The organism is Pseudarthrobacter sp. MDT3-1, from assembly GCF_054510755.1.
This window is the reverse complement of the sequence record NZ_JBTNDX010000041.1, coordinates 1-23,568: the sequence shown is the minus strand read 5'-3', so window position 1 is coordinate 23,568 and position 23,568 is coordinate 1. Positions and strand designations below refer to the sequence as shown.

Below are 23,568 nucleotides of genomic sequence, written 5' to 3'. Positions count from 1 at the left end.
CCACAGGAAGCAGCTATTGGAGGAAAAGCTAGAAGGAAATTTCCCTAGGTCATGTCGTCAACACAACCCGTAGCCATGAATGAGTGACGGCCAACAAGGGCCATCAGAACAAGCCACAAAGAGGACCGACAACCCAGGACGCCAGCAGGCGGAGGGCCCACCAGCCAGGACCCTAGCCCGCCACCCACACAACTTTACAGGCCACCGCGGCACCAGCCACAGACCGCGGCCACAATCAGAGGGACCCGCGGAGGGTTAATGTACACACATTAAAAGCAAAACCCCCTCTGACGAGGGGGGAATACGTGCCCAAGGTGGGACTCGAACCGGAATCCAGCCCCCGAAACCACTGGACTCCCCCGCAAACATCCCGAATCCGGCCCAGTCCGGCACCAGTACGACCCGATCCGAAGCCCAGGGTGTGCACAATGTGCACACCCCTTTCAGCCTGCCGCAGGCAACGTTGAATCGGGCAAGGACACCCGGGCCGTCGCCCGACTTCCTTCCGCATCCATGTCCTGGACCGCTGCAGTCATGCCTTGTGCCACCGCACGTCCGCTCACCAGGATGGCAGCACCGGCACCGGGCCGTCCACGTCAATATGTTCGGCGTCCCCGCGGGCCAGCCACTGGAGCAGGCCTTCGCGGTCGGACACAACCCGCAGACCGCCGTCGCCGATCACCCACTCGTCACGTTCCTCGGTCACCAACGTCATTCCCGGCGACCCCTTGGCCCGGAGTGAACGCACCACGGCTTCGAGGGCGTTCAGCAGCGAATCCGGATCGGCCTCCTCGATGGTCCAGGCAGTGTCGAGGTCATGGTGATGCACCACCACCTCGGCAATCCGGAGCGCAACGATGGAGGTGGCAGGGAGCGCACCGCCGTTAAGCTGCACCTCAGGGGCCGCAAGCCCCCCGCCCAGCCGCTGTGCCTGCTCGGCGAAGTTCCGGGCCGACTCCCGCAATTCCCCGACGAGCTCTTCCCTCGGGAGAGCGGCCAAGGCGGCGATCTCCTGGGAGCGGGCGTCCCGTGAGGCATACAAGGGACGCTCCTCACCTGACGTGGCCCAGTCGATGAGCTTCACCAAAGCGCGGCCGCTGGAGGCGACGTGGGCGATGACATCGGCTCGCGTCCACCCTTCACACAGCGAGGGAGCGGTCATCTCGTCGTCGACAAGGGACTCAACGGTGGCCAGGAACATGTCCGACTCCCGGCCGAGGCGGGACAGGTCTGAGTGAAGGCGTGCGGGCTTGATCATTTTGCCAGCCTATCCACGCGTCAGTATTCCGACCAGCGTTCCTGCCCTGCTGTTCCATATCCAGATCGTATGGATTGAGACGGGCGGGACTGCCCCGGGTCTTGCTCCCAAAACACCCATTTGATATGTGCAGCATATAAATATCCCCCGGGCGAAAAGCCGGGTATTTCCCTCATATGACTTGCATCACAGCTCTGTCAGGCTGAAAGCAATCGGAAGACGGCCCCGAAGATCCTTCGCTGCGCTGCTCCGCCTTCACTTCCCCCAGAGAGGACCTGGCATCATGACACAACCGCATGCCGTTATAGCCGAAAATCCAAAAAAGGAGGCGCGCACCGCCAATTGGGTGGCCTTCATCATCTGCACAGCCCTCGTGTTTGACGGATACGACCTCGTTATTTACGGCACTGTCCTTCCGGGGCTGCTTGCGGACCCTAGCCAGATCGGCGCTTTTGATACAGTCGCCGCCGGCCTCCTGGGATCCTGGGCACTCATCGGAGTCCTCGTGGGCTCCCTGATCTGCGGCGCAGTCGGCGACTTCTTCGGCCGGCGCCGGCTGATGCTCCTGGGCATCGCCTGGTTCTCGGTGGGCATGTTCGTCACGGCCTTTGCCACCAGCGTCACTGCTTTTGGAGCCTTGCGGTTTGTTACCGGGCTTGGCCTGGGAGTGGTTATCGCTACTGCCGGCGCCACCATGGCTGAATTCGCACCCGCCGGAAGGCGTCAGTTCTACAACGCAATTGTGTATTCCGGAGTCCCTGCAGGCGGCGTCCTGGCATCAATCCTGGGCATCCTGCTGCTCAATGACATCGGCTGGCGCGGGCTGTTCATGATCGGCGCCCTACCCCTCGTCCTCCTCGTGCCCATCGCCTGGTTCAAGCTCCCTGAGTCTCCGCGCTGGCTGCTGGCCCGCGGCCGTGAGCAGGAAGCCCAGGCCGCTTCGCATCGCACCGGCGTTCCGCTTATCGAGGAACGGGTCATTCAACAGGTGGGCGCCGCACCGCAAAAAACAGGTTTCGCCGCAGTGTTCTCCCGGCAGTTCGCTGTGCCATCCATTTTGCTTGGCCTGATGTCGTTCTGTGGCCTGCTCCTGACTTACGGCCTGAACACATGGTTGCCGAAAATCATGGAAGGCTACGGCTACGGGCGCACATACTCCCTGTTCTTCCCCCTGGCGCTGAACCTGGGTGCCGTCGCGGGCGGTCTGCTGCTTTCGCGCCTCGCTGACAAGGGCGGCCCCCAGCGGGTCATCGCCTCCACCTTTGTTCTGGCGACCATCAGCCTGGTGCTGATGACCTTCAGCTTCCCGCTGCCATTGCTGTTCACCTTTATCGCCTTCGCCGGGGTAGGCACACTGGGCACCCAGGTCCTGATTTATGGGTTCCAGTCGAATTACTACACCACCAATGCCCGGGCCGCTGGCGTGGCATGGTGCGCAAGTGTGGGACGCTTCGGCGGGATACTGGGACCCATCATCGGTGGCTGGCTGGCTGCCGCAGGCATTGGCGGGGCCACTGCATTTTATATCTATGGGGCCGTAGCCCTCGTCGGCGCAGTCGTGACCGTTTTGGTCCCCCGCCAGCGAAAGCTGGAGGAAGCCGAGCACAAAGTGGAGGAGATCGTCGAAGGGCGGACAAGGGACAGTATCCCTTCGGAGCAACTCAGGTAGCCCGCGTGATGCTGCCCTGACAGTATTACGCGTGCCAGATTACCTAGTAGGGCTTATTATAGTTATTATTTGAACTAATTACCGCGCACAGGGCAGCATCCTTGAGGCCGGTCCCGGCAGAAGGACGGCAGCACCTTGGACATCCGCCAATTGAACTATTTCATCGCGGTTGCCGAGGAACGGCACTTTGGCCGCGCCGCCAAGCGCCTCCACATGGCGCAGCCACCTCTCTCGCAGCAGATTCGTCAGTTGGAGGACCAGCTTGGCGTGAAGTTGCTCAACCGAACCACCCGCAGGGTGGACCTCACAGCGGCGGGCCAACTCCTGCTGGATCGCGGTCGGCAGATTGTCAACGAGTTAGCGACACTTCAGGCCGATGTCTCTCAAGTGGGCAAGGGCGCCACCGGCGTCCTGAGGGTGGGCTTCTCAGGGTCGGCAACCTACGGCGTCATGCCGCAGATCGCCCGCCTTGCCAAGCAGGTCCTGCCCGGCCTGTCCCTTGCGCTGCACGGCGAAATGCTCACTCCTTCCATGGAAGCAGGGCTGCGGGAGGGTAGACTCGACGCCGCGTTGCTGCGCCCCCCCGTTGCTTCACCGGACATCGACTACCGGATTGTGGCCAAGGAACCGCTTGTCGTCGCGCTTCCCTCGTTCAGCGCCCTGGCCGTAGACCGGACCGTGGCCATGCACGAATTGCAGGACCAGGATTTCATCGCCTATGCACCCGAATCTGTGCTCTACCGCACCACGTCGGACCTGTGCCGCCAGGCCGGCTTCCGGCCACGCATCGCCCAGGTGGTGGGAGAGACCTCCACGATGCTGGCCTTCGTGGCCGCTGGGGGCGGGGTGGCCGTCATGCCGTCCAGCGTGCGGGCCATCCAACTCGAAGGCGTGGCCTACCGGGAGATTGAAAACGTCCCCGCGGTCGAACTCGCAGTCGCCTGGATGCGCGGGCATCCCTCCACCCTGCTGCAAAATTTCCTGGAAGTCGTTGATACCGCGACTGCAGAGCCCGGGCGCCTGCCCCCTCACCCCGGCCCCGTGCCGTTTCCCACTGATGAAAGGCTGACCCGCTGATGAAGATCGCAGCCATTGAGGCGATCCCCTACTCGATCCCCTATCTCCACCCCCTGCACTTCGCCTCCGGGTCCGTGCACGAGGCAGACCATGTGATCATCAGGCTCCGCACAGACGACGGGCTGGTGGGCACTGCCGACACACCGCCGCGCCCCTACACCTATGGTGAGACGCAGAAGTCCATCGTCGCGGTGGTAGAAGATATTTTTGCCCCGCAGCTGATCGGGGTCGACATCTTTGACCGGGAGAAGGTCCAGGAAATCCTGTACCGGACTGTCCACAACCAGACGGCCAAGGGGGCCGTGGATATCGCCCTGTGGGACGTCATTGGCAAGACTCTCGGGCAGCCGGTGACAAAGCTGCTGGGCGGGTACTCCGACTCGCTCCGGGTCTCCCATATGCTCGGCTTTAAGCCTGCCCAGGAGTTGCTGGCATTGGCGCTGGAGTTCCGCGAGACCTATGGCATCAACACCTTCAAGCTCAAGACCGGGCGCCGTCCCCTTCACCTCGACATCGAGGCCGCCCGGGTACTGCGCGATGGCCTTGGCGAGGACGCTGAGCTTTACATGGACGCCAACCGCGGGTGGTCCGCCAACGAGGCCGCCGAAGTGCTGCGACGCACGGCGGAGTTGGGCCTGCAGTTCCTGGAGGAACCCGACGACGCCCGCGAAGTCCTCGGGCGCCGTCGCCTCGTGGCGAACTCCCCCATCCCCATCGCTGCGGACGAGTCTGCTGCCAATCTAGGTGAGGCCGCACGGGAAATCCTCACCGGGGGCGCGAACCTCCTGGCTGTAAAGACGGCACGGTCCGGTTTTACCGAGGCCGCCAAAATCGTGGGGATGGCCGAGGGTATGGGCATCGACGTTTATATTGGCAACCAAATCGACACTCAGGTCGGCACCGCCGCCTCGGTGGTCTTCGGCGCTGCCTTCGCCCATACGGCCAAGCGTGCGGCGGAGCTGTCGAATTACCTGGACATGGCCGACGACCTCCTGGCCGAGCCCCTGGCCATCACCGGCGGTCGCATCCGTGTTCCCGAGGGACCAGGCGTGGGCACAGCCGTTGATGAAGACAAGCTCTCCCTGTACCGCTCAGACCGATGACATCCCAACCTCCGAAAGTAGATCCGTGAAATTTCTTGTCCACATGGACGTAAACCTGCCCGCCGACCTCCCCGCCGCGGAAGCCGCGGAGATCAAGGCCAAGGAGAAGGCCTACTCGCATGAGCTACAGCACTCGGGAAAGTGGCCGGAAATCTGGCGAGTGGTTGGGGAGTACGCCAACTACTCAATCTTCGACGTCGATTCGAACGACGAACTTCATGAGATCCTGCAGAACCTGCCGTTGTTCCCTTTCATGGACATCTCGGTGGTGCCGCTCGCCAAGCACCCGTCCGACGTCAAGTAAACGCCGGGTCAAGTCACACCTGCTTACTTCAGAACAAGCTGTGTTCCGGGTCAGTCCTTGGCCCGGAACACAGCCGCAAGTTCGCTGCGGGAACGGATTCCCATCTTCCGGTAGACCCGCGTCAGGTGGTACTGAACCGTCTTCTCCGCCAGGAACAGAGCCCGCGCCGCCTCCTTGTTGGTAGCCCCGGCCGCTACCAGTTCGACCACCGCCCGTTCCTGTGCTGTTAACTGAAGGTGGTGGTCGCTGGCCGCCATGAGCACGGGATCGGCCGGATCGGGCAGGTTACCGACGTCAAGACCTGTTGCTTTGAGCTCACGGTCGCACCGTTCCACGTACGTGGCCGCCCCAAGGGAGTCGTACAGGTCGCGGGCCACGCGCAGGACCGAGGACGCCAAGCGCCGTTTGCCCGCCCGGCGCATGCTTTGGCCGTAGGCAAAGCTGACCCGCGCCCGCAAATACGGCCGGTTAAGCCCGCGGAGGTGGCCCAGGGACGTCTCGAAGTGCTCCCTGGCAGTGTCGGGGTCCCCCTGCGCGGCCACGAGTCGGCCCCTCGCCCACGCCATCCGCGCCAGATCCGAAGGCACTTCCCGCTCTCGCGGAACCCGTTCAAACGCGGTAAGGAACGAGTCGGCGGCGTCGAGCTGATCAGTCATGACAAGGGCGTTGACGTAGGTGTCCTGCCAGGGCCAGAAGGACACCCGGTTCTCAGTCCAGGGGTCCAGCTCCGTCAGCGGCTGCAGCACAGCCAAAGCGCTTTCATAGTCGGCCCGAGCCTCGTGGAAGCGGGCACGGGCAAGGCTTGCCGGCACCTGCATGGCCCGGTAGGTCCCCGGCTGCACCGCTGCCTGTGAAACGTAGTATCGAGCCCGGTCCCAGTCCCCGCGCATGGACCAAAGCTCCGCCGCTGTCCAGTACAGCAGGGGCCGGATCAGCGGCATTCGCGAGGTTTCGAGGCGGACAGATGCGCGCGCCACGGTGGCAGCAGCCGCATCCCAGTTGCCAAGCACCAGGTGGGTACGCGCCAGCCAGGCCTCGGCCCACAGGGAAATCCGCATCGAGCCGCCACGGTACTCAGTGGGAGCAGCCGCCTCGAAGTTAATCAACGCTGACTCAACGTTGTCAAGGCGCAATGCCAGCCAGCCGGCACCCATCTGGACCCGCTGCTTCTGGGCGTTCTCGGCAGCATGTTCGAAGGCCCGGTGATAGGAGGCCTCCGCCTCCGAAAGCCGGCCCTGTGCATACAGGCCCAAGCCGTAGATTGCCTCTGACTCAATGTGCGCAGGGGTTCCCGGCTGCGTAAGTTCCATCGCCCGTTCGGCCCAGCCGGTAATCAGCGGGCCGTCCCAGGACGCTACCCCGTGCAGGACGAAGCGCTGCGCCACCTGCGCGGCGGCCGCGGGATCACGCTGCGGGTTGCAGGTGCGCCACGCCATCTCCAGCTGCGTCTGCGCGCTGTCATTTTGTCCCGACACAGTAGAGAGGTATCCCAGGACTGAGGAGCGGAGCGGTGAGGACGGCAGGGCGTCCACTGCCGCGCTCCACATTTGGGCCTGGGCTATATTGCCGGAACCCACCAGGGCGTCCACGGCTCTCAACAGCCTGTCGTTCCGGGAACGGGTGTCCTGGGAAAGCCGGGACGCGGAGAACAGCGCCGTCGAGGCATCCTGCCACACCCCCAGCAGGGCCTGGCCCCGGGCGTGCTCCTCCAACTCCTCAGCAAGGGCCTCGTCTGCTCCGGGAGTCGCTGAGACGCGGTGGCCCAGACGTTCACCCTCGGGCTGCACGGCCTCAGCTGCCAGCCGGTGCAGCGCGATGCGCCGGCTGGGGACGATCTGTTCGTAGATGGCCTGAGCTGTGCCTGGTTCAAAGAACACAACGGAAGAACGGGCCTGATCAACAGTCAACCCCAGCAGCCCTGCCCGGTGTCCCTCGTCGAGTACCTCCATGACCGACTCCAGCCCGCTGACCTGGGAAACCTCCGCCAGACCCGCGCTGCGTCCGAGCACGGACGCAGCCTCTGCCACAGAGACCAGCCCGGGAGACGCGGCCGCCAGGACGCTGCGCATCCGGGCGCGCACCCGGGAGCTCGGAGGCAGGGTAGGAAACCACGTCTGCCACGTCTCCGCTGGTAACTCCTGGAGCAGCTCGACGACCGGTTGCGCAATTCCGCCGGTGTGCTGGACCAGACCGTGGGCCGCCGTGGCACTAAGGTCGATGCCGAGCCTCGTCCGGGCAAGATGCTGGACCTGCTTGGGCGTGAGCGGATCCAGCGGGATCCGGGTGACCTGATGACCTGAAAGGAAGTCCAGGGCACCTACGGGGACACGTGTTGCGTCATCGGGGTTGATCGTGAGCAGGAACAGAATCATTTTTCCGTGCAGCCGGCGCATGACGAAGGTGAGGATGCGCAGGCTCTCGGCGTCGAGTTTGTGAACGTCGTCGACGGCGACAACTACGGTGCCGTGCGACTGCAGTCCTTCAAGGTGGGCGCTGAGCGTCGAAGCGTAATTGACCACCTGGGCCGGCATGAGAGCCGCGACGGGGCCAGCGGGAACCGGCGGGCCGCCGTCGTAATCCTTTGCCGAGCGAAGCGGCGCGGCGAGCATAAGCTGGGAGTAACCGGCGAGGGCAAACTGCGCCTCCCATTCGTCGCCCATGGCGGACAGTACGCGGACACCACGGACCCCGGTGCGGCAGTGCTCAAGGAATAAATCGAGCACTGCGGTCTTCCCGGAGCCCGATGGCCCGGAGATCACCACTGCGCCCACATGTCCCTTGCGGACAGTGCGGAGAATCTCCAACAGCTCCTCGAAGACCTCCCGCCGGCCAACGAGCGGAAGGTCCTCCGCCATTTCACCGCTTATGGAGCCCGTCGTCATGACCGCAATCCTACTGGAGCGGACCGTACGGCCCTGGCGGCGGGAATTCATCACGGCGGCCTTAGCCCAGGTCCCCGCCAGCAACTGGAAGGATGGTTCCGGTGAGGTAAGACGCTTCATCTGATCCAAGGAATACGATCGGCGCGGCCTGTTCGTCCAAGGTCCCGTAGCGCTTGAAAAAGGAAGAATCCACGGTTTGGTCAACGATCACCTGGTACCAGGCCTTTTCCGTGGAGGATTCGGCCTCGGGCCCCCGCTTGACCTTGCGGGGCGGCGCCTCGGTACCCCCCGGTGCGGTTGCGACCACGCGGATGCCTCGTCCGCCCACCTCCATTGCCAACGACTGCGTTAAGGCATTGACTCCGCCCTTCGCCGCTGCATAGGGCACCCGGTGCAGCCCGCGGGTGGCCACCGAGGAAACGTTGACGATGGTACCGGAGCCCTGTTTCAGCATGGCCGGCAGCACCGCCCGGCAGGTCCAGAGGGTGGGAAAGAGTGAGCGGCGGATTTCCTTCTCGATCTTCTCCTCGTCGTACTCTTCGTACGGGCGGGCCCAAATCGTGCCGCCGACATTGTTGACCAGTACGTCCACCCGGCCGTGGGCGGCCAGCGCAGCCTCCACGGCCTGCTGCGCACCTGCGAAGGTCTCAAGATCTGCGGTCACCGAGGTAGCCGAGCCTACTGAACCGGAACCCTGGGCCGCCTCCTCGATCCCTTGCGCCACCTCATGGACCAGGTCGGACCGGTCCACGAGGACAACGGCGCCGCCCTCGGCCCCGATCCGCTCCGCTACCTTCTGGCCAATGCCCTGGGCGGAGCCGGTCACAAGAGCCACCTTGCCGGCATAACGGCCAGGAGTAATGAACTGTCCAGCATATGGCTGCGTCATCAGTGGGCGGCCTTGGCATCGATCGCGTTCGCCATGGTGTCCTTGGCGTCGTGTGCATGGGCCATGATGACCTCGCGCGCCCGCGCCTTGTCCTGACGTTCGAAGGCGTCAACGATATCCAGATGGTCCTGCGTGACCCGCATGAAGATGCTGGTTCCCGCCTCGAAGGCCGCCGCCATCTGAGCATGGACGTCGAGCCGGCGGTAGGACTCGAGCAGCATGGGGTTGTCGCAGACCATAAAGAGGTATTCGTGGAACTCCTCGTTGGTCCGCGCGAACTCATCCGGGTCCTGGATGGTGCCACCGGTGACAAAGCGCGTGGTGGCCTCGGCAAGCCGGCGGAACTGGTGCAGCTGCTCCTGGCTGAGCCGGCCCAGCATCAGCTCGCTCACTGCGAGCTCCAGGCCCATGCGCGCGTCGAGCTGGGCAAAGCTGTCCTCCTTGCGGAAATCCAGCCGGCCGGTCTCGAGGGACGAGACGGCCTCGCTACGGCTCATGGTGTCGCCTTCCGCCTCGATCTTCGCCACGGCTGCCGGTGCACCTGTCTCCGCGTCGCCGCCGGTGGTCTCCTTCGGGGCAAACCGCTCGAAATAGAAGTTGGCGGGCTTGATGCCCTCGGAGTCCAGCCACTTCGACACGGCATTGACCATGGGAGGCGGCCCGCAAAGATAGATGTCAACATCGCCGTCGAACAGGTGCGCGGGCGCAATGATCTGGGTGACATAACCCGTGTTTGGAGCAGACGTGCCCGGTTCGGAAGCAATGTAGTCCCACGTGAATCCGGGCAGCTTCGCCTCATATTCCCGCAGCCAGTCCAAGCCAACGATGTCCGCCTCGCGGGTCAAACCATAAATTAGGTGGACGGGCACCGACTGCGGATTCTCGGAGAGCTTCTCAAGGATGGACAAGAGCGGGGCCAGGCCGGTACCGCCTGCCAGGAGCAGCAGGGGTCGCTTGGGCTCGCGCAGGAAGAACGAGCCGTAGGGACCCGTGAATTCTATGGTGTCGCCCACCGCTGCCCTGTCGCGCAGGTATTCGGACATCGCACCTTGGGGCGTCACCCGCACCATGAACGACGCATCGTGCACCTCGGGGCCGCTGCTGAAGGAATAGGAACGCTCCGCGTCGGTTCCGGGGACCTTGACGTTGACGTACTGGCCCGGAAGGAAGGCCAGAGCATCCCGGTTTTCCACGTCCAAGGTGAAGGACACCGTTGTTTCCGTGTGCTTGTTGAGTTCCTTCACGGTGGAAGTGAAGGTGGTGGCCGAGGTCTTCGCCGACTCCGACGTGGCAGGGATCTGAATGGCCAGATCGGACTCCGGCACTGCCTGGCAGGTGAGCATGTAGCCCTTTTCGAGCTCCTCCTCCGTCATGGCGTCGTCAATGTAATCACCCGGATCGAAGGAACCGGAATCGCAAAACGCCTTGCAGGTGCCGCACGCACCATCACGACAGTCCGACGGAATGTTGATGCGTGCCTTGTACGCGGCGTCCATCACGGTCTCGTAGTCGCCGACCTTGATGACTTTGGTGACGCCATCCTCGAAGCTGAGGGCTACTTTGTGGCCCATGATTTCCTCCTGGCTGGGGATCGCGTCGTAGCGACCCGGGAAAGTGTGGATGTGCCCGCCGGGCACGGTTTTGAAACGGTCAAGGCCGGGGCCGGGCGGGCACCGGCACGCTGCCGTCAGATCATGTAGACGTCAACCACGTGGTGGATGTAGTCATTCTTGAGGACGACCTTCTTCTTCATGATCACCGGCTCCCCGCCGGCAAGATCGATCGTGTAGAAGCTGGTCCCGAAGTACGTGTCCGTTGTGTTGTAGCGGAAGTACAGGGTGAACCAGTTGAAGCGCACCTTTACCTGGTCGCCGTCGTGCTCCACGATCTCGATGTTTGTGATGTTGTGCCCGGTGCGGGGCTCCGGGAGGGAGGTGGCCGAGGACCGGTCCGTCTTGATCCGGAAGACCCGGTCCTCAATGCCGCCGCGGTTATCGTAGTAAATGAGCGAGATCTCGTTTTGCGGGTCCTCGGTCAGCCGGTCGTCGACGTCCCATGCGGGCATCCAGAACTCGGAGTCCGGGTGGTAGCACTGGAGCCAGTCATCAAATTGGCGCTCATCCAGCAGCCGGGCCTCCCGGTACAGGAAGGCACGGACGGTTTCGAGCGTGGCGATCTCTTCGGCGGTCTTGAGCGCCGGAGCAGGTTTTGTCAGGTTGATCATGGGTTATGCACTCTCTCTGGTTCGACGTGGACGCGGTCAGGCAGTGACGGGGAGGCTATCCAAAGCGGAGCGCTCCGCCTCCGCCAAGCCCCGGTCCATGACTTCCTTCCAGTACCCGTGCTGGATCGGGTAGAGCCCCTCGTCCTCCGTGCGCACCCCGGAGGCTATGACCTTGGTCATACCCAGCGCCCGGGCCTGCTCGTCGGGGCCGGCGATCTCGTGGGTGGACCCGCGCGTCATGTCGTTCCACGGCGCCGAGGTGGCCCAGTAAGTCTTGTTGCAGGATCGGAACTCTTCGAGGTCGTCGGGGGTGGCCATGCCCGTCGCGTTGAAGAAGTCCTCGTACTGGCGGATGCGCTTGGAGCGGTTCTCCTGGGATTCGCCCTTGGGTGCGATGCAGTAAATGGTGACCTCGGTCTGGTCCGCGGAGATGGGGCGGAAGTGGCGGATCTGGGAGGAGAACTGGTCCATGATGTAGACATTCGGGTACAGGCACAGGTTCCGCGAGATGTTGATCATGAAGTTGGCCATTTCCTCGCCGTACTTCGCCACGAGCTCCTCGCGGCGGTCCCACAGCGGGCGGTCCTCGGGGTTGGTCCACTCCTGCCATAGCAGCAGGTGGCCGTGGTCGTAGGAGTAGAAGCCGCCCTTGACCTTGCCCCACTTGCCGGCGTCCATGGCCTTGGTCTTGTTGGCGGAGTCGCCTGCGCTGCGGCGGGCGGTGGTGGCAGCGTAGTTCCAGTGCACGGCGGTGACGTGGTAGCCGTCGGCGCCGTTCTCCGCCTGCACCTTCCAGTTGCCGTCATATGTGTAGGTGGATGAGCCGCGCAGCACTTCGAGTCCCTCCGGGGACTGGTCCACGATGGAGTCGATCACCTTGGTGGCGTCACCCAGGTGCTCTTCGAGCGGGAGCACGTCCGCCTTCAAGGAACCAAAGAGGAAACCGCGGTAGGAGTCGAAGCGGGCAACCTTGGTGAGGTCGTGGGAGCCCTCTTTGTTGAAAGTCTCCGGGTAGCCGGCGTTGCGGGAGTCCTTGACCTTCAGCAACTCACCGGAGTTCTTGAAGGTCCAGCCATGGAACGGGCAGGTGAAAGTGGTGCGGTTGTCCGTCTTGCGGCGGCACAGCATCGCGCCGCGGTGGGAGCAGGCGTTGACGATGCAGTTCAGGTTCTCGTCCTTGTCGCGGGTGATTACTACGGGAGTGCGGCCGATGTTCGTGGTGAAGTAGTCCCCCACATTGGGGATCTGGGACTCATGGGCGAGATAAACCCAGTTGCCCTCGAAGATGTGCTTCATCTCCAGTTCGAAAATATCCTCATCGGTGAAAATTTCGCGCTTGGCCCGGATGACGCCGTTCTCACGGTCGTCGATCACGGCGTCGGAAAGGACCTCACGGACATGGGTCAGGTTCTCGGTCATGGCTGCTCCTTCATTGGAGGGTGCTATACAAATTTGGCGGAAGGTCCGGGCCAGCCGGGGGCGCCGGCGGGGGACGTTGTCAGGCAATCCTGCCCTATCGTGACCACCCTCACATCAGGCAAACACCTAGGTTCGACCAAGGGTGAAATTATGTAGGCTTCATGACTAAAAAGCGGCCAAATTGATATTTGTGGCGTCCTTATCGCGAGGCCTATCATGAGACAGACATCACGCGAAGCCACGTCACCGCGGAATTACACCCCGGCGCACTGAGACTCGCACCGGGTGCAGGAACCCTTCCTCCCCTGTTCAACGAAGAGTATGGAGAACACCATGACTGACACCCAAACGGACGCCCGTAAAGAGGACGAGGGCACTGCCGTCGAAGCCGGTTCAAAGGCCACCGAGCGCTTTACCGCCTCAGGAAAGCTCGCGCAGCTGGACGTGCCGAAGGAAAGGGTGAGCCTGCTGGCAGGGGCACTCATCAAGGCCGCCAACGACATCGTCGTCGAACACGAGGTCACCTACGAGGAATACAACGCACTCAAGGCCTGGCTGATCAAGGTAGGGACAGACGGGGAATGGCCGCTGTTCCTGGACGTGTGGCTGGAACACACTGTCGAGGACGTCAACTCCCAGGACCGTCCGGGCACCGTGGGGACCATTGAGGGACCCTACTACGTCCCCGGCTCCCCCGTGCTCCAGAGCCCTGGCACCGTGGAGATGCGCGAGGACGAGGAGGGCACCCCACTGCACTTCACGGGCCGCTTCACTGATACCGAAGGCAATGCAATCCAAGGTGCCCAGGTGGAAATTTGGCATGCGGACAGCGCCGGGTTCTACTCCCAGTACGCCCCGGGCCTCCCCGAGTGGCTCTTCCGCGCCACGGTCAAGGCGAAGGACGGCGGCCGCTTCGAAATCAACACGATGCGCCCGGCGCCGTACCAGATTCCCACGGACGGAGCTTGCGGGCAGCTGATCAACGCGGCCGGGTGGCACGCCTGGCGCCCGGCGCACATCCACATCAAGGTCTCCGCGCCCGGCTTCCAGCCTGTAACCCAGCAGCTGTACTTCCCCGGCGATCCTCACAACGACGATGACATCGCATCGGCGGTCAAGCCCGAGCTGATGCTGGACCCGCGGCCGCGCACGGACGGCCAGTCCGGCGAAGAAGTGGTCTATGACTACGTCCTCGCCAAGGAAGGCCAGCACAAGTAGGAACCACCGCCCGAAATCGGTGCCGGCGCCTCGGCTCTTGCACGGACGGCGCCCCGGAGTGCCAACTCCGGGGCGCCAGTGTTTTTTTCCGCCGTTCCCAGGAGCCAGAATGCCGCGATCCCGCGAGATCCAGCCCGCTATGCCCCACGCGGAAGCCGCTGTGGCCCCGGAGTCCCAGCCGCTGCTCGAACGCCCGGGGGTTCGCCCCGCGGGGGTGCGCCAATTCCTCCGTGACCTGGGCACGCCCTACGTATCCAACGGGGTGATCGGCCTCATCTTTGCCGGCTCCGGCCCGATAGCGGTCACGCTGGCCGTTGGAACGGCGGGCGGACTTACCCAAGGCCAGCTCGCGTCCTGGGTGTTTGCCATCCTCTTCTCGGGCGGGGCGGCGACCCTGTTCATGTCGCTCCTCTATCGCCAGCCCCTCGGCTTCGCCTGGTCCATTCCCGGCACAGTGCTCTTGGGCCCGTCCCTGCAGCACTTGTCCTTTCCGGAGGTGGTCGGGGCGTTCTTCACGTCCGGCATTCTCATCCTCGGGCTGGGTGCCACCGGAATGGTTCGCCGGATCATGGCAGCCGTCCCGATGCCGATCGTCATGGCCATGGTGGCCGCTGTGTTCCTGAAATTCGGCACCGACGTCGTTGCCTCAGCCCAGGCGAACCCCGTGGTGACTGTCCCGATGGTGGCCGTCTTCCTGGTCCTCTCGGCCGTGCCTGCCCTGGGCAGGTTCATTCCCCCGGTGCTCGGCACCCTTGTGGTCGGTTGCCTGGCCGTGGCGGCAAGTGGTCAGTTTGCCCTCCGGGAAAGCGGACCGATTCTTGCCACCCCGGTCTTCACCCTTCCTGAGTTCACCTGGGCTGCCCAGCTCGAACTGGTTGTTCCCCTGGCCCTCACCGTGCTGTTCGTTCAGAATGGCCAGGGCGTCGCCGTTCTCGGTGCCGCCGGCCACAATCCGCCGATCAATGTCTTCGCCATCGTTTCAGGCGCGTTTTCCTTGCTCAACGCTTGCTGCGGCGCTGTTTCAGCCTGCGTGACCGGCCCCACGAACGCCCTCATGACCTCCTCGGGAAGCAGGCAGCGCCAGTACACAGCTGCAGTGGTGTACGGCGTTCTGGCCATAATCTGCGCCCTCCTGGCTCCCACCCTCACCCGTCTCATGCTCGCCGCGCCCACGGAATTCATCCTGGCCCTGGGCGGCCTTGCGATGCTGAGGGCCCTCCAGCAAGCCTTTTTGACCGCCTTCGCCACAGCCTTCACATTGGGGTCCCTGGTGACCTTCGTCGTGACCATCTCCGGTTTGAGCCTTTTCAACATCCATCCGGCGTTCTGGGGGCTCGTCATCGGCTACATGGTGTCCCGGCTGCTTGAACGCGCGGATCACGCCAAGTCTCAACGCCGGGATTGCTAGCGGCACGTCTTAGGCCTCCTCAATCCTGCTTGGCATCTTCATGCAAATACTGCTCAGCAATTAGTCGCTTGCGGAGATCCAACGACTTTGAGATTCTCGACACCAAATTCGATTCGTAACCGGACTGTTCCCGTCGCCGAATGGTATGCGGAAGCCCCCCGGCGTCGCTGGGCAGAAGAAGCCGAATTGGCTGTTTTGATGATTCCGCCCATCATGATCCGCGTGCTGCTTTCGTGGGCGGTTCCGACGCACGGTATCGACTGGACTCTTCTGCAGCTGGCCAAGGGCTGATTCTGGCAGTTTAAGTGGGGACCGTCGCCCGCGTGCATCGCGGAGACCAAGCCGCAATGAGGCCCGTGATGATCCCCGCGCAGCCCCGCCGACAACGTCCAATTCCAAATCCCCACGGACGGCACAATGGTCCGCCCCAGCGCGGATCACTGCCGGGACAAAAACCGGCCGAGGACGGGAACCGATGGTAAATCCACCTCCGTCGCCATAGCCGGCACGGACGCTCACATCGGGTCCTTCAGAAGCATCGGCTACTCAGCTAGCAAGGCGGCACTTCTTTCCGTCACGCGGAGCCTCGCCAACATTCTTGGGCCCAGAGGAATCCGGGTCAACGCTGTGACCCCGGGCTGGGTCGACAGCGGCATCATCAGCGAATCATACGAAGCAGCAAGCCTGACTCCGCTGGGTCGAAACGGAGCACCTGGAGACATAGCCTCGGTCGTCGCTTTTCTACTAAGCCCGGAAGCAGCGTTCATCGTCACTGACGGCGGCTACAGCGGTGTGGACTACAACATGAAGCAAGAAAATGACCTTCTTGGCTAAGCCTTTCCGCGTACACGGAATGGTGGCTATTCAGCGGGCAGTTTTCCGGTGGCCCGGGCTCGAAAGGGCCGTGCGCCGCAATGTGGCGTCCACGACCAGATCCCTGAACGCATTAACCGGTCCCGGCGTCCCGCATAAGGGGCCTTCGGCCCGGTCGCGCGGTGAGCACGCGCTCAGCACAAGCCCAAGGATGCTCTCTGTCCGCCGCTGACGGAATTTCTTGCCAGTGGCCGGACCACCCACATAAGCTCAGCCGTGTGAGTGGCCGGGACGGCAATCCGAGAAGCGGAACCGACCAGCGACCCGTGAAGGACATCAGCATGGCTACAGGTACTGTCAAGTGGTTCAACGCCGAAAAGGGCTTCGGATTCATCGCCCCCGACGACGGAAGCGCTGACGTGTTCGCACACTATTCGGCAATCGCCTCCAGCGGTTACAAGTCCCTGGACGAGAACCAGAAGGTCCAGTTCGACATCACCCAGGGTCCCAAGGGGCCCCAGGCGGAAAACATCCAGCCGCTCTAGAGCTCCTGGAAGAGACCGGTCAGCCTATGCGGCGGGCCGGTCTCTCGTTGTGTTCGGGCACCTGCGAGGCGACGGCCTTCTGTTCTTCTTCCCGATTCTTGGCCCGCAGCGCCTTCGCTTCGGCCTTCTGGATCGAGGCCCTCGCCGCGTTGACGCCGGCGGAGGCAGAGATCGTCCGGATCTGATTGAGGGCAACGTGGCCAGCTCCCACCGCCAATACAGCGAGGACAGAGACGCCGGTTACCCAGAAGCCGGATGCGGCGATGACGGGAAAATGATGGCTGCGGCGGCGAGCTAAATGGTGGGAAGGCCATGGCAGCAGGGCCCACCAGTTCCTACAACTCGCCCTCGAGGCCGGCCCCGCCTGCCGACTGGCCAGGCTCAGCAAGCTCATGATCAGCTCCGAATCAGTGGCTATGTCATGCCGTTCCCCCCGCTGTCCTGCATGAACAGGTATCAGAGCGGAAAATTCCGGACCGGCCGCAAACCCAGGTCCATCCAAAGAATAACCAGCAAGTCATGTTGTACGCGGCTCTAGCCACCATGAAGAAGTGAACGCGAAAACCCGACGGAAGGACGAACGAGGATGAACTCCCAGCAGAGACCCCGCAGGGCGGTACCCGGCCCGCCGTAGGCAGCCGCTTCCCCACACAACCGAATAGGCCGTTTCCGGGACCCCACACACCCGGAACATCAGATCAGAGTCCAGAGTGTGCACAATGTGCACACGAAATAACACTCAAAAGCCCCTGACCTGAGGAAACACTGTGCCCGAGGCGGGACTCGAACCGGAATCCAGCCCCCGAAACCACTGGACTCCCCCGGAAACATGCGGAATCCGGCCCGATCCGACCGATGTACGCCTCAGTCCGAGGCCCAAAGTGTGCACATTGTGCACACCCCATTTTTTGCCTTTCGGCGGCAACTCCGACTCGCTGGCCTTATCAGCGGCGGACGATACCGACCGCAGAAGCGACACGACCCGAGTCACCAATCCGGATTCGGCAGGATCACGACTTTCGGGCACGAATCGAGGAACCACGTTCATCACTGAATATTGGCCTTCAGGGGGTCCAGAGGTGGTGCGGGTGAGCGCCGTGGTCGGAATCCCGATTGGCGTGGGTGAGCGCCAGTGTCGGTGTGGGTGAGCGCCATCTGTAAGGCTCCTTCCACCACGTGAGGGCCACGTGGCGGAAGGATTACCGGCAATGGTACGGAAGATCAAGGCGAAACTGGTTTTGCAGTTTCGCAATCAAGGCCTATCGGGCAGGGCTATCTCGTCTGCTCAGGGCATGTCTCGGCACAGCGTTCAGGCGGTGATCGAGGCTGCTGATCTGGCAGGGCTCGGCTGGGATGACGTTGCTGATTTGTCTGATGGTGAGGTTTATCTGGCGCTATTTCCCGGCCGCGGGGTGCGCGAGAGCGTGTTTATGCAGCCGGACTGGGGCCAGGTGCACCGGGAGCTGGCCAGGGTTGGGGTGACGTTGAAGCTGCTGCACCAGGAGTATGTCGACGCATCCGGTCGGGCGGGGCAAGCGGCGATGAGTTATGACCGGTTCTGCAGGCTTTATGGCGATCACGCGATGGTCACTGGCGCCTCGTCCCGGGTCGGCCACAAGGCCGACCGCAGCATCGAGGTCGACTGGTCTGGGCCGACGATGCAGCTGGTCGATCCGGCAACGGGAGAGGTCTCGAAGGTGTATTTGTTCGTCGCGTGTCTGCCGTTCAGCAGGTATGCGTTCGTGGAGGCGTGCCTGGATATGCGGCAGGATTCGTGGCTGCGCGCGCATGCGGAGATGTTCGCGTTCTTCGGCGGCACGGTCCCGCGGCTCGTCCCGGATTATGTTCCGCGGAACATAATCGGGCACCAGGTGCCTCGGTGCGGCCCCAATGTGCTCGAACACCTTCCGCAGCCCGTGGCAGACACACTCGGCGGTCTCGCCGCGGTATGCCTGGACGAAGCGCATATTCGAGAACGGGAAGCTCACCACCAGGATGTGCAGGACCTGCCGGATCCCGGCAATGATCGCCTCGGCCTGCCCGAAGTCGACCTGCACCGTGCCCGCCGGCCACACCAGCTCGGTGAAACCCTCCCCAGCCTGCCGGTTCCGGGCCGTCCACTTCTTCACGAACCGTTGCACCGGTGAATACGTGCCGGTGAAACCATGCTCATCCACGAGCCGGTCAAAGATCCGCTTGGCCGTATGCCGCTGCTTGCGCGGCCGCCGCTGGTCCTCGCCCAGCCACCGCTCAATGATGCGCTCGAACCCGGTCAGCACCGAACCTCCGGGCCTTGCCAACGGTGCCGGCGGTGCCGGGGAGAAGTCCTGCTGCTCGGCGTACTTGGCCACCGAATCACGGCTGATGCCCAGCGTGCGGGCGATTTCACGTCCCGGGACTCCCTGGGAATCGAGTCTTCTGATATTTTCTTGAACGGACATGGGTACCGTCATCTGCTTTCCAGCCCTTCCGGCGCAATCGCTCTGTCAATAGCAGCGCCGTAAGGAACCTATCTGGGGTGGCGGGCCCATGTTCCCAACACACTGGGAACCGCCCCGGGCCACCGAGTGATCTCAATCTCTGCAAACCCCAAATCCGTAATTTGGAGGGGAATTGCCTGGCCTGATTCTTAGCGCTCATTTGGCAGGAAACCAGCCACCAACTCGGCAGGATTTCCTGGCTGAAACGGCCTACAGATAGTCGATCACACACACCCACATTGCCGGGAAAGACCCTTACACGGAATAGGAGCGCACGAATGTGCGGTTGAGCATGCCCGGCTTCGGGTTAGTGGCTGTGCGACGTGTGGGTGTCGGGTGCGGGGGCTGCGGGGGCGTCCGTCGGCTTGTCGAGGGTGCGGTCTTCGCTGGTCGGAGCCTCCGCGGGTGCCTGCGACGGTGCCGGCGTGGAGTCGTGGCTGTGGCTCTCGGAGTCGAGGGTGCTTGCGAGGGCGGACATGCCGAACCATGTCAGCGCGGCGACCAACACGACACCTGCGGCAAACGGGCTGACCAGGTGGCGCAGGCCGCCCTTGGCGTCCTTGGCGATGAACGCGACGTACGACATCAGCAGGCCGATTGGAGTCATCCAGGCGCTGCGCTCGGGGAACTGTTCGAAGTGCTGGATGCCGCCGCCGACCAGGCCGACGCCGAAGGAGAGCAGGAGCGAGAACGCGACGAGCGAGATGGCCCGGCTTAGCAGCGGGCGCTCATCGACGAGCACGAACTCGTTGACGATGGTGCCGAGGAGGAACACGAACGCACCGACGACGCAGATGATCGTGTATAGGCCCGGGTTGACCGGATAGTGCACGACGGCGCCAGCGATAAGGGCCGCGCCCATGAAGTAGAGCATCGCGCCGATGTAGCGCGAGTAGAGCGAGGGAGTCCGTTTCGCGAGCTCTGCCTCATAGGAGGCAACGTCTTCGCGGCTGAGGTCGTTCTGAACGGTCATGTCTGGTGAGTCTTTCGTTTTCGGGTGTGTGAGAGCAGGCAGCCGTAGCGCCGATACCGGAGTTGGTGCGGCGTGGCGCTGCGCGTGCTGCTCAGCGGGGCAGAATTGAGCGTCATGTCTCATTTCCTTGGAAGCGGGGCTTGGCCGGACACTCTAAAGAGATGGGATACGCCTCAGAATTGTGGTTTGCGGAGTAAATGGCGGTGTTTTAGCACCGCTATATGTCGCCTTCGGGTGACCTGCGGAAGGAGTCAGGCGCATGGTTGGAGGGGCATCCTAAGGGCCGGTGATTCAGTGCCCCCAAGGCATTGAATCACCGGCCTTCAGTGGTTTGTTAGCCTGCGCGGACGAAGGTGACGGCACCCTTGGACGTCATCCAGGTCAGAGGGTGCACGGCGGTTTCATTCTTCCCGTTCAGGCCTGAGCTGAGGACCTGGCCGTTGCCGACGTAAATTCCTACGTGGCCAGGCTGCATGACCATATCACCGGGCTGGGGGTCGGTGACCACGGTGCCGTAGTTCATGAACTGCATCGGGCCCAGGTCCCCGACGGGGATGCCAGCGGCATTTAGGGCGTTTTCGACCAGCCGCGTGCAGTCCTGGATCATGCCGATCTGAGCGTAGGCGGAGGACACCATGATGGAGTTAATGTCACCGGCTGCGGGAGCCGGCGCGGGCGCAGGCGGGGTGACGGTGACTTTGGCCGAGGCGGGTGCAGGGGTCGTTACGGCGGCCGCGGGTGCCGCGGCCTTCGCGGCTACCACGACAGGCTTCGGGGCTTCCACTACGGGAGCGGGCGTGGTTTCCACGACCGGGCGCTCGAAGGAAATCTGGATGGTGGCATCGGCGGTCAGCGGGGCCTGTATCTGGCTCGCGACCTCGAGGTTAGCGGCCGGTTCAGCTTCGCGCTGGCCGGGGGCGTCGGCCGCCTGGGCGGCAGCAATACCACTGGTCAGCACGAGACCGGAAGCCGCTGCGAAGACGGCGGCCTGGCGGCCTGCGCCGCCGGCATTCGCGGTAAAGGACTTGGTCAGTGCGGCAAGAGTGCTGGTCTGGGGGACCGCGCGGCGGCGGCCGTGAGTTTTGCGCATGGGCATGAAAGGGCCTCTCCCACTGCCTGCGAGGTTAGCTGTCGGATTCGGGTGGGAGGCACCCGGCCGCGTCAGGCGCAAAAGTGCACCAGGCACGGCTTCACCCCAAGACCTGCCAGAAGCAGGCCAATAATGGGTTCCCCGTCTCTGCCGGACGAAAAGTGAACGGATCCCGGGCAGCGGCAGAGTTAGGCAATCTGTTCGGGAGTGCCGCCTCAAGGAGAAACCGGCACGACTTAGACCGTACTTCACACCAGCAATGTTTGTCACATTCCGGTAACGGCGCGTCCGCCGTGGCACGGGATGCGCACTTGCTCTGTATACCCGGCCCGGGTACAGGATGCGTCTTCTTGGGTTGTCAGTGACATGGAAGTCCGGGCTGGTGTTGCCGTACCCGTTTGCACGGCCGTTCACCCCCCGCACACCCTCGATTCTTCCTCAAAAAGATAGAGCCAGGCTTCCCCTTGTTTCTTCCGCTGCCGGGTGCAGCTGCTGCTCCGGCAGCGGTATCCAGTGGCAGCACAGTCGAGTTTGCTGTCGAAGGGCTGACGTGCGGGCATTGCGTCCAGACCGTTCAAAAGGCTGTATCGGCCGTTGAGGGTGCCGAGTCCGCCTTTGTGGACCTCGTGTCCGGCGGTCGTTCCCGGGTGATAGTCACGGTACGGCCGAGAGCTTTGCTGTGTGTGCGGCCGTGACCTCCGCCGGCTACACGCTTTCCAGCAATTGGCATCAAGGCCCCTGGCAGAAGACCGGTTAGGCGAGTGGGGTGTCTTTTGACGGGGCGAACGCGTCCCCGGCGCTGAGGCCGGCATCGCGCTCGGCGCTGGAACGGGTGCACGGCATCGGCCGGTGTTGTCCAGGCCGGCAATGATGCCTGGACTGTGCTGTGAAATGGTGGACCTATCCGGGGCCAGCCATACCAAGCCGTAGCAGATCCTCATTTGGGCCACCGGTTACAACATCCTCGCCGTCCCGCTGGCGACAGTGCCCTGTCCTGCCTTTGGGCTTGCGGAGGATGAAACTCAATCCTTCCCAGGTGCGTTGAATAAGAGGCTGTGACCGGCAGGAATACCCCTGCCGGTAGGCTGAAGATCCTGAACAACCTGCATGGAAGGGAAGAAACGTTGTGAGCGCACCATCGCGTGGACCTTTCTCCGCTTTCCTCTTTCGTGCAGGCTTCCTGACGGCCGCCCTAGCCATCATCGCCGGGATCTTCGGCATGCACATTATGACCGGCGCACACCATATGAGCGCCGCGCACACCATGCCGGCAGCGACCGCCGGATCCGCGGTGGACGCTGCGGGCATCCCGGCCGGGCACTCCCACACCACGGGGGCATCCTCGGATGGGACCGCCGCTACCCCAGCGGCAACTGGCTCGTCGTCTTCCTGCGCCCCTGCAGGTTCCTGCCCCGGGATGACTGCCGGGGGCAATACGTGCGTCCTGGCCCCGGGAAACACCTCACTGACCGCCCCTGCCCCCGGAACAGCACCCTATGCCTTACCGGACTTCGGGGTGGCGGCTGCAGCCAGCATCAATTATTCCTACTCACCGGACAGCCCCTCTCCCGGTGACTTCTGTATCAGCCGGACGTAAACCAGCACTGACAGCGCCGCGCCCCGGCGCAGCGTCCAGCAACGTCGACACGCACAAGACAGCCCACCTTCCCAAAGGGCGCAGCTGTCTCTGCTTGCAATCCCCAGGCGCTAAACGCCGCTGATACCTTTGAGGACCCTGATTTTCATGAAATAGACCCTGACTATTTCCGCTGCCGCGATCGCCGCAGCAATCGGCCTCGCCGGATGCTCAGCCGGCACCGGAAGTTCGGACTCGAGCAGCATGCCCGGCATGAGCCACGGCAGCTCCGCCATGCCATCGACCTCGGCTCCGGCAACGTCGGCCGCAGCCTCGGCGGACTTCAACGACGCGGACGCCATGTTCGCCCAGAAGATGATCCCGCACCACGCCGAGGCCGTGGAGATGAGCGACATCATCCTGGCCAAGGAAGGCGTCCCCGCCGAGGTGACCGACCTGGCCACCAGGATCAAGGCAGCCCAGGGACCGGAAATAGAAAAAATGACCGGCTGGCTTCAGAGCTGGGGACAGCCCACCTGAGGTGTACTACTGATGTGAGACACAGTTTGAAAGGATTGTGCCCATGTCTGCTCGACCAACCTATTCCGATGAGTTCAAGGCTGATGCCGTTGCGCTGGTG

At 63.3% G+C, this 23,568-nt stretch carries 20 protein-coding genes, 1 pseudogene and 1 riboswitch; of the genes and pseudogenes, 12 read left to right on the top strand and 9 right to left on the bottom strand.

From position 1 onward, the window contains the following. Window positions 1–559: 559 nt before the first annotated feature. Window positions 560–1,258, bottom strand: coding sequence for a maleylpyruvate isomerase family mycothiol-dependent enzyme (locus ACX80X_RS19910; RefSeq protein ID WP_252598687.1), 699 nt, complete (start codon window positions 1,256–1,258; stop codon window positions 560–562). Window positions 1,259–1,541: 283 nt separating this feature from the next. Between ACX80X_RS19910 and ACX80X_RS19905 the strand changes: the two genes are divergently transcribed. From ACX80X_RS19905 to catC, 4 genes are all read left to right on the top strand, one after another. Next, window positions 1,542–2,927 carry an MFS transporter gene (locus ACX80X_RS19905; RefSeq protein WP_252611966.1) on the top strand — a complete coding sequence of 462 codons (1,386 nt, stop codon included), beginning with the start codon at window positions 1,542–1,544 and terminating at the stop codon, window positions 2,925–2,927. 135 nt (window positions 2,928–3,062) lie between these two features. Next, complete coding sequence (locus ACX80X_RS19900) at window positions 3,063–4,004, top strand: LysR substrate-binding domain-containing protein (RefSeq protein WP_252611965.1); 942 nt, start codon at window positions 3,063–3,065, stop codon at window positions 4,002–4,004. Further along, the gene (locus ACX80X_RS19895) at window positions 4,004–5,107 is read left to right on the top strand and encodes a mandelate racemase/muconate lactonizing enzyme family protein (protein ID WP_252598684.1); all 1,104 of its coding nucleotides are present in this window, start codon (window positions 4,004–4,006) and stop codon (window positions 5,105–5,107) included. Before ACX80X_RS19900 ends, ACX80X_RS19895 begins: the two co-directional genes overlap by 1 nt. A 25-nt stretch (window positions 5,108–5,132) precedes the next feature. Continuing rightward, window positions 5,133–5,411 (top strand): muconolactone Delta-isomerase, encoded by a 279-nt coding sequence (gene catC, locus ACX80X_RS19890; protein ID WP_252598683.1) that lies wholly within the window; start codon window positions 5,133–5,135, stop codon window positions 5,409–5,411. A 50-nt stretch (window positions 5,412–5,461) separates the two neighbouring features. Here catC and ACX80X_RS19885 read toward each other — a convergent pair whose 3' ends face one another. The 5 genes from ACX80X_RS19885 to benA all read right to left on the bottom strand — a co-directional run bounded on the left by ACX80X_RS19885 (window position 5,462) and on the right by benA (window position 12,825). Continuing rightward, window positions 5,462–8,293, bottom strand: a complete 2,832-nt coding sequence (locus tag ACX80X_RS19885) for an AAA family ATPase (RefSeq protein ID WP_252611963.1) — start codon at window positions 8,291–8,293, stop codon at window positions 5,462–5,464. A 61-nt stretch (window positions 8,294–8,354) separates the two neighbouring features. Further along, window positions 8,355–9,182, bottom strand: a complete 828-nt coding sequence (locus tag ACX80X_RS19880) for a 1,6-dihydroxycyclohexa-2,4-diene-1-carboxylate dehydrogenase (RefSeq protein ID WP_252611961.1) — start codon at window positions 9,180–9,182, stop codon at window positions 8,355–8,357. Then, window positions 9,182–10,753: a benzoate 1,2-dioxygenase electron transfer component BenC gene (gene benC / locus ACX80X_RS19875; RefSeq protein ID WP_252598680.1), complete on the bottom strand. Its 1,572-nt coding sequence runs from the start codon at window positions 10,751–10,753 to the stop codon at window positions 9,182–9,184. The genes ACX80X_RS19880 and benC overlap by 1 nt, the downstream gene beginning before the upstream one ends. Window positions 10,754–10,869: 116 nt before the next feature. Continuing rightward, complete coding sequence (gene benB, locus ACX80X_RS19870) at window positions 10,870–11,406, bottom strand: benzoate 1,2-dioxygenase small subunit (protein WP_252598679.1); 537 nt, start codon at window positions 11,404–11,406, stop codon at window positions 10,870–10,872. A 36-nt stretch (window positions 11,407–11,442) separates the two neighbouring features. Further along, window positions 11,443–12,825: a benzoate 1,2-dioxygenase large subunit gene (gene benA / locus ACX80X_RS19865; protein ID WP_252598678.1), complete on the bottom strand. Its 1,383-nt coding sequence runs from the start codon at window positions 12,823–12,825 to the stop codon at window positions 11,443–11,445. Window positions 12,826–13,146: 321 nt separating this feature from the next. Between benA and catA the strand changes: the two genes are divergently transcribed. The 4 genes from catA to ACX80X_RS19845 all read left to right on the top strand — a co-directional run bounded on the left by catA (window position 13,147) and on the right by ACX80X_RS19845 (window position 16,809). Next, entirely contained in the window at window positions 13,147–14,043 is an 897-nt protein-coding gene (catA, locus tag ACX80X_RS19860; RefSeq protein ID WP_252598677.1) for a catechol 1,2-dioxygenase, read from the top strand. A 109-nt stretch (window positions 14,044–14,152) separates the two neighbouring features. Next, window positions 14,153–15,451, top strand: a complete 1,299-nt coding sequence (locus tag ACX80X_RS19855; protein WP_252598676.1) for a benzoate/H(+) symporter BenE family transporter — start codon at window positions 14,153–14,155, stop codon at window positions 15,449–15,451. 417 nt (window positions 15,452–15,868) lie between these two features. Continuing rightward, a complete protein-coding gene (locus ACX80X_RS19850; protein ID WP_252611959.1) occupies window positions 15,869–16,285 on the top strand; it encodes an SDR family NAD(P)-dependent oxidoreductase in 417 nt (138 codons plus the stop codon). A 320-nt stretch (window positions 16,286–16,605) separates the two neighbouring features. After that, complete coding sequence (locus ACX80X_RS19845; RefSeq protein ID WP_091256599.1) at window positions 16,606–16,809, top strand: cold-shock protein; 204 nt, start codon at window positions 16,606–16,608, stop codon at window positions 16,807–16,809. A gap of 19 nt (window positions 16,810–16,828) precedes the next feature. Here ACX80X_RS19845 and ACX80X_RS19840 read toward each other — a convergent pair whose 3' ends face one another. Continuing rightward, on the bottom strand, window positions 16,829–17,203 hold the full coding sequence (locus ACX80X_RS19840) for a hypothetical protein (protein ID WP_252598674.1): 375 nt from the start codon (window positions 17,201–17,203) through the stop codon (window positions 16,829–16,831). 814 nt (window positions 17,204–18,017) lie between these two features. On the opposite strand from ACX80X_RS19840, the gene ACX80X_RS19835 reads away from it, so the two are divergent. Then, entirely contained in the window at window positions 18,018–18,956 is a 939-nt protein-coding gene (locus tag ACX80X_RS19835; protein ID WP_459313127.1) for a transposase, read from the top strand. 640 nt (window positions 18,957–19,596) lie between these two features. On the opposite strand, the gene ACX80X_RS19830 is transcribed toward ACX80X_RS19835, so the two are convergent. Next, the gene (locus ACX80X_RS19830) at window positions 19,597–20,262 is read right to left on the bottom strand and encodes a hypothetical protein (protein ID WP_252603944.1); all 666 of its coding nucleotides are present in this window, start codon (window positions 20,260–20,262) and stop codon (window positions 19,597–19,599) included. A gap of 334 nt (window positions 20,263–20,596) precedes the next feature. Continuing rightward, a complete protein-coding gene (locus ACX80X_RS19825; RefSeq protein ID WP_252612268.1) occupies window positions 20,597–21,358 on the bottom strand; it encodes an NlpC/P60 family protein in 762 nt (253 codons plus the stop codon). Window positions 21,359–21,361: 3 nt separating this feature from the next. After that, window positions 21,362–21,557, bottom strand: a riboswitch (cyclic di-AMP (ydaO/yuaA leader). A 193-nt stretch (window positions 21,558–21,750) separates the two neighbouring features. On the opposite strand from ACX80X_RS19825, the gene ACX80X_RS19820 reads away from it, so the two are divergent. From ACX80X_RS19820 to ACX80X_RS19810, 3 genes and pseudogenes are all read left to right on the top strand, one after another. Continuing rightward, window positions 21,751–22,047: a heavy-metal-associated domain-containing protein gene (locus tag ACX80X_RS19820; RefSeq protein ID WP_308293110.1), complete on the top strand. Its 297-nt coding sequence runs from the start codon at window positions 21,751–21,753 to the stop codon at window positions 22,045–22,047. A 431-nt stretch (window positions 22,048–22,478) separates the two neighbouring features. Beyond that, window positions 22,479–22,949 carry a hypothetical protein gene (locus tag ACX80X_RS19815; protein ID WP_252603950.1) on the top strand — a complete coding sequence of 157 codons (471 nt, stop codon included), beginning with the start codon at window positions 22,479–22,481 and terminating at the stop codon, window positions 22,947–22,949. Between the two features lie 159 nt (window positions 22,950–23,108). Next, window positions 23,109–23,465: pseudogene (locus tag ACX80X_RS19810) on the top strand (DUF305 domain-containing protein); the annotation flags it as partial. Between the last annotated feature and the right edge of the window lie 103 nt (window positions 23,466–23,568).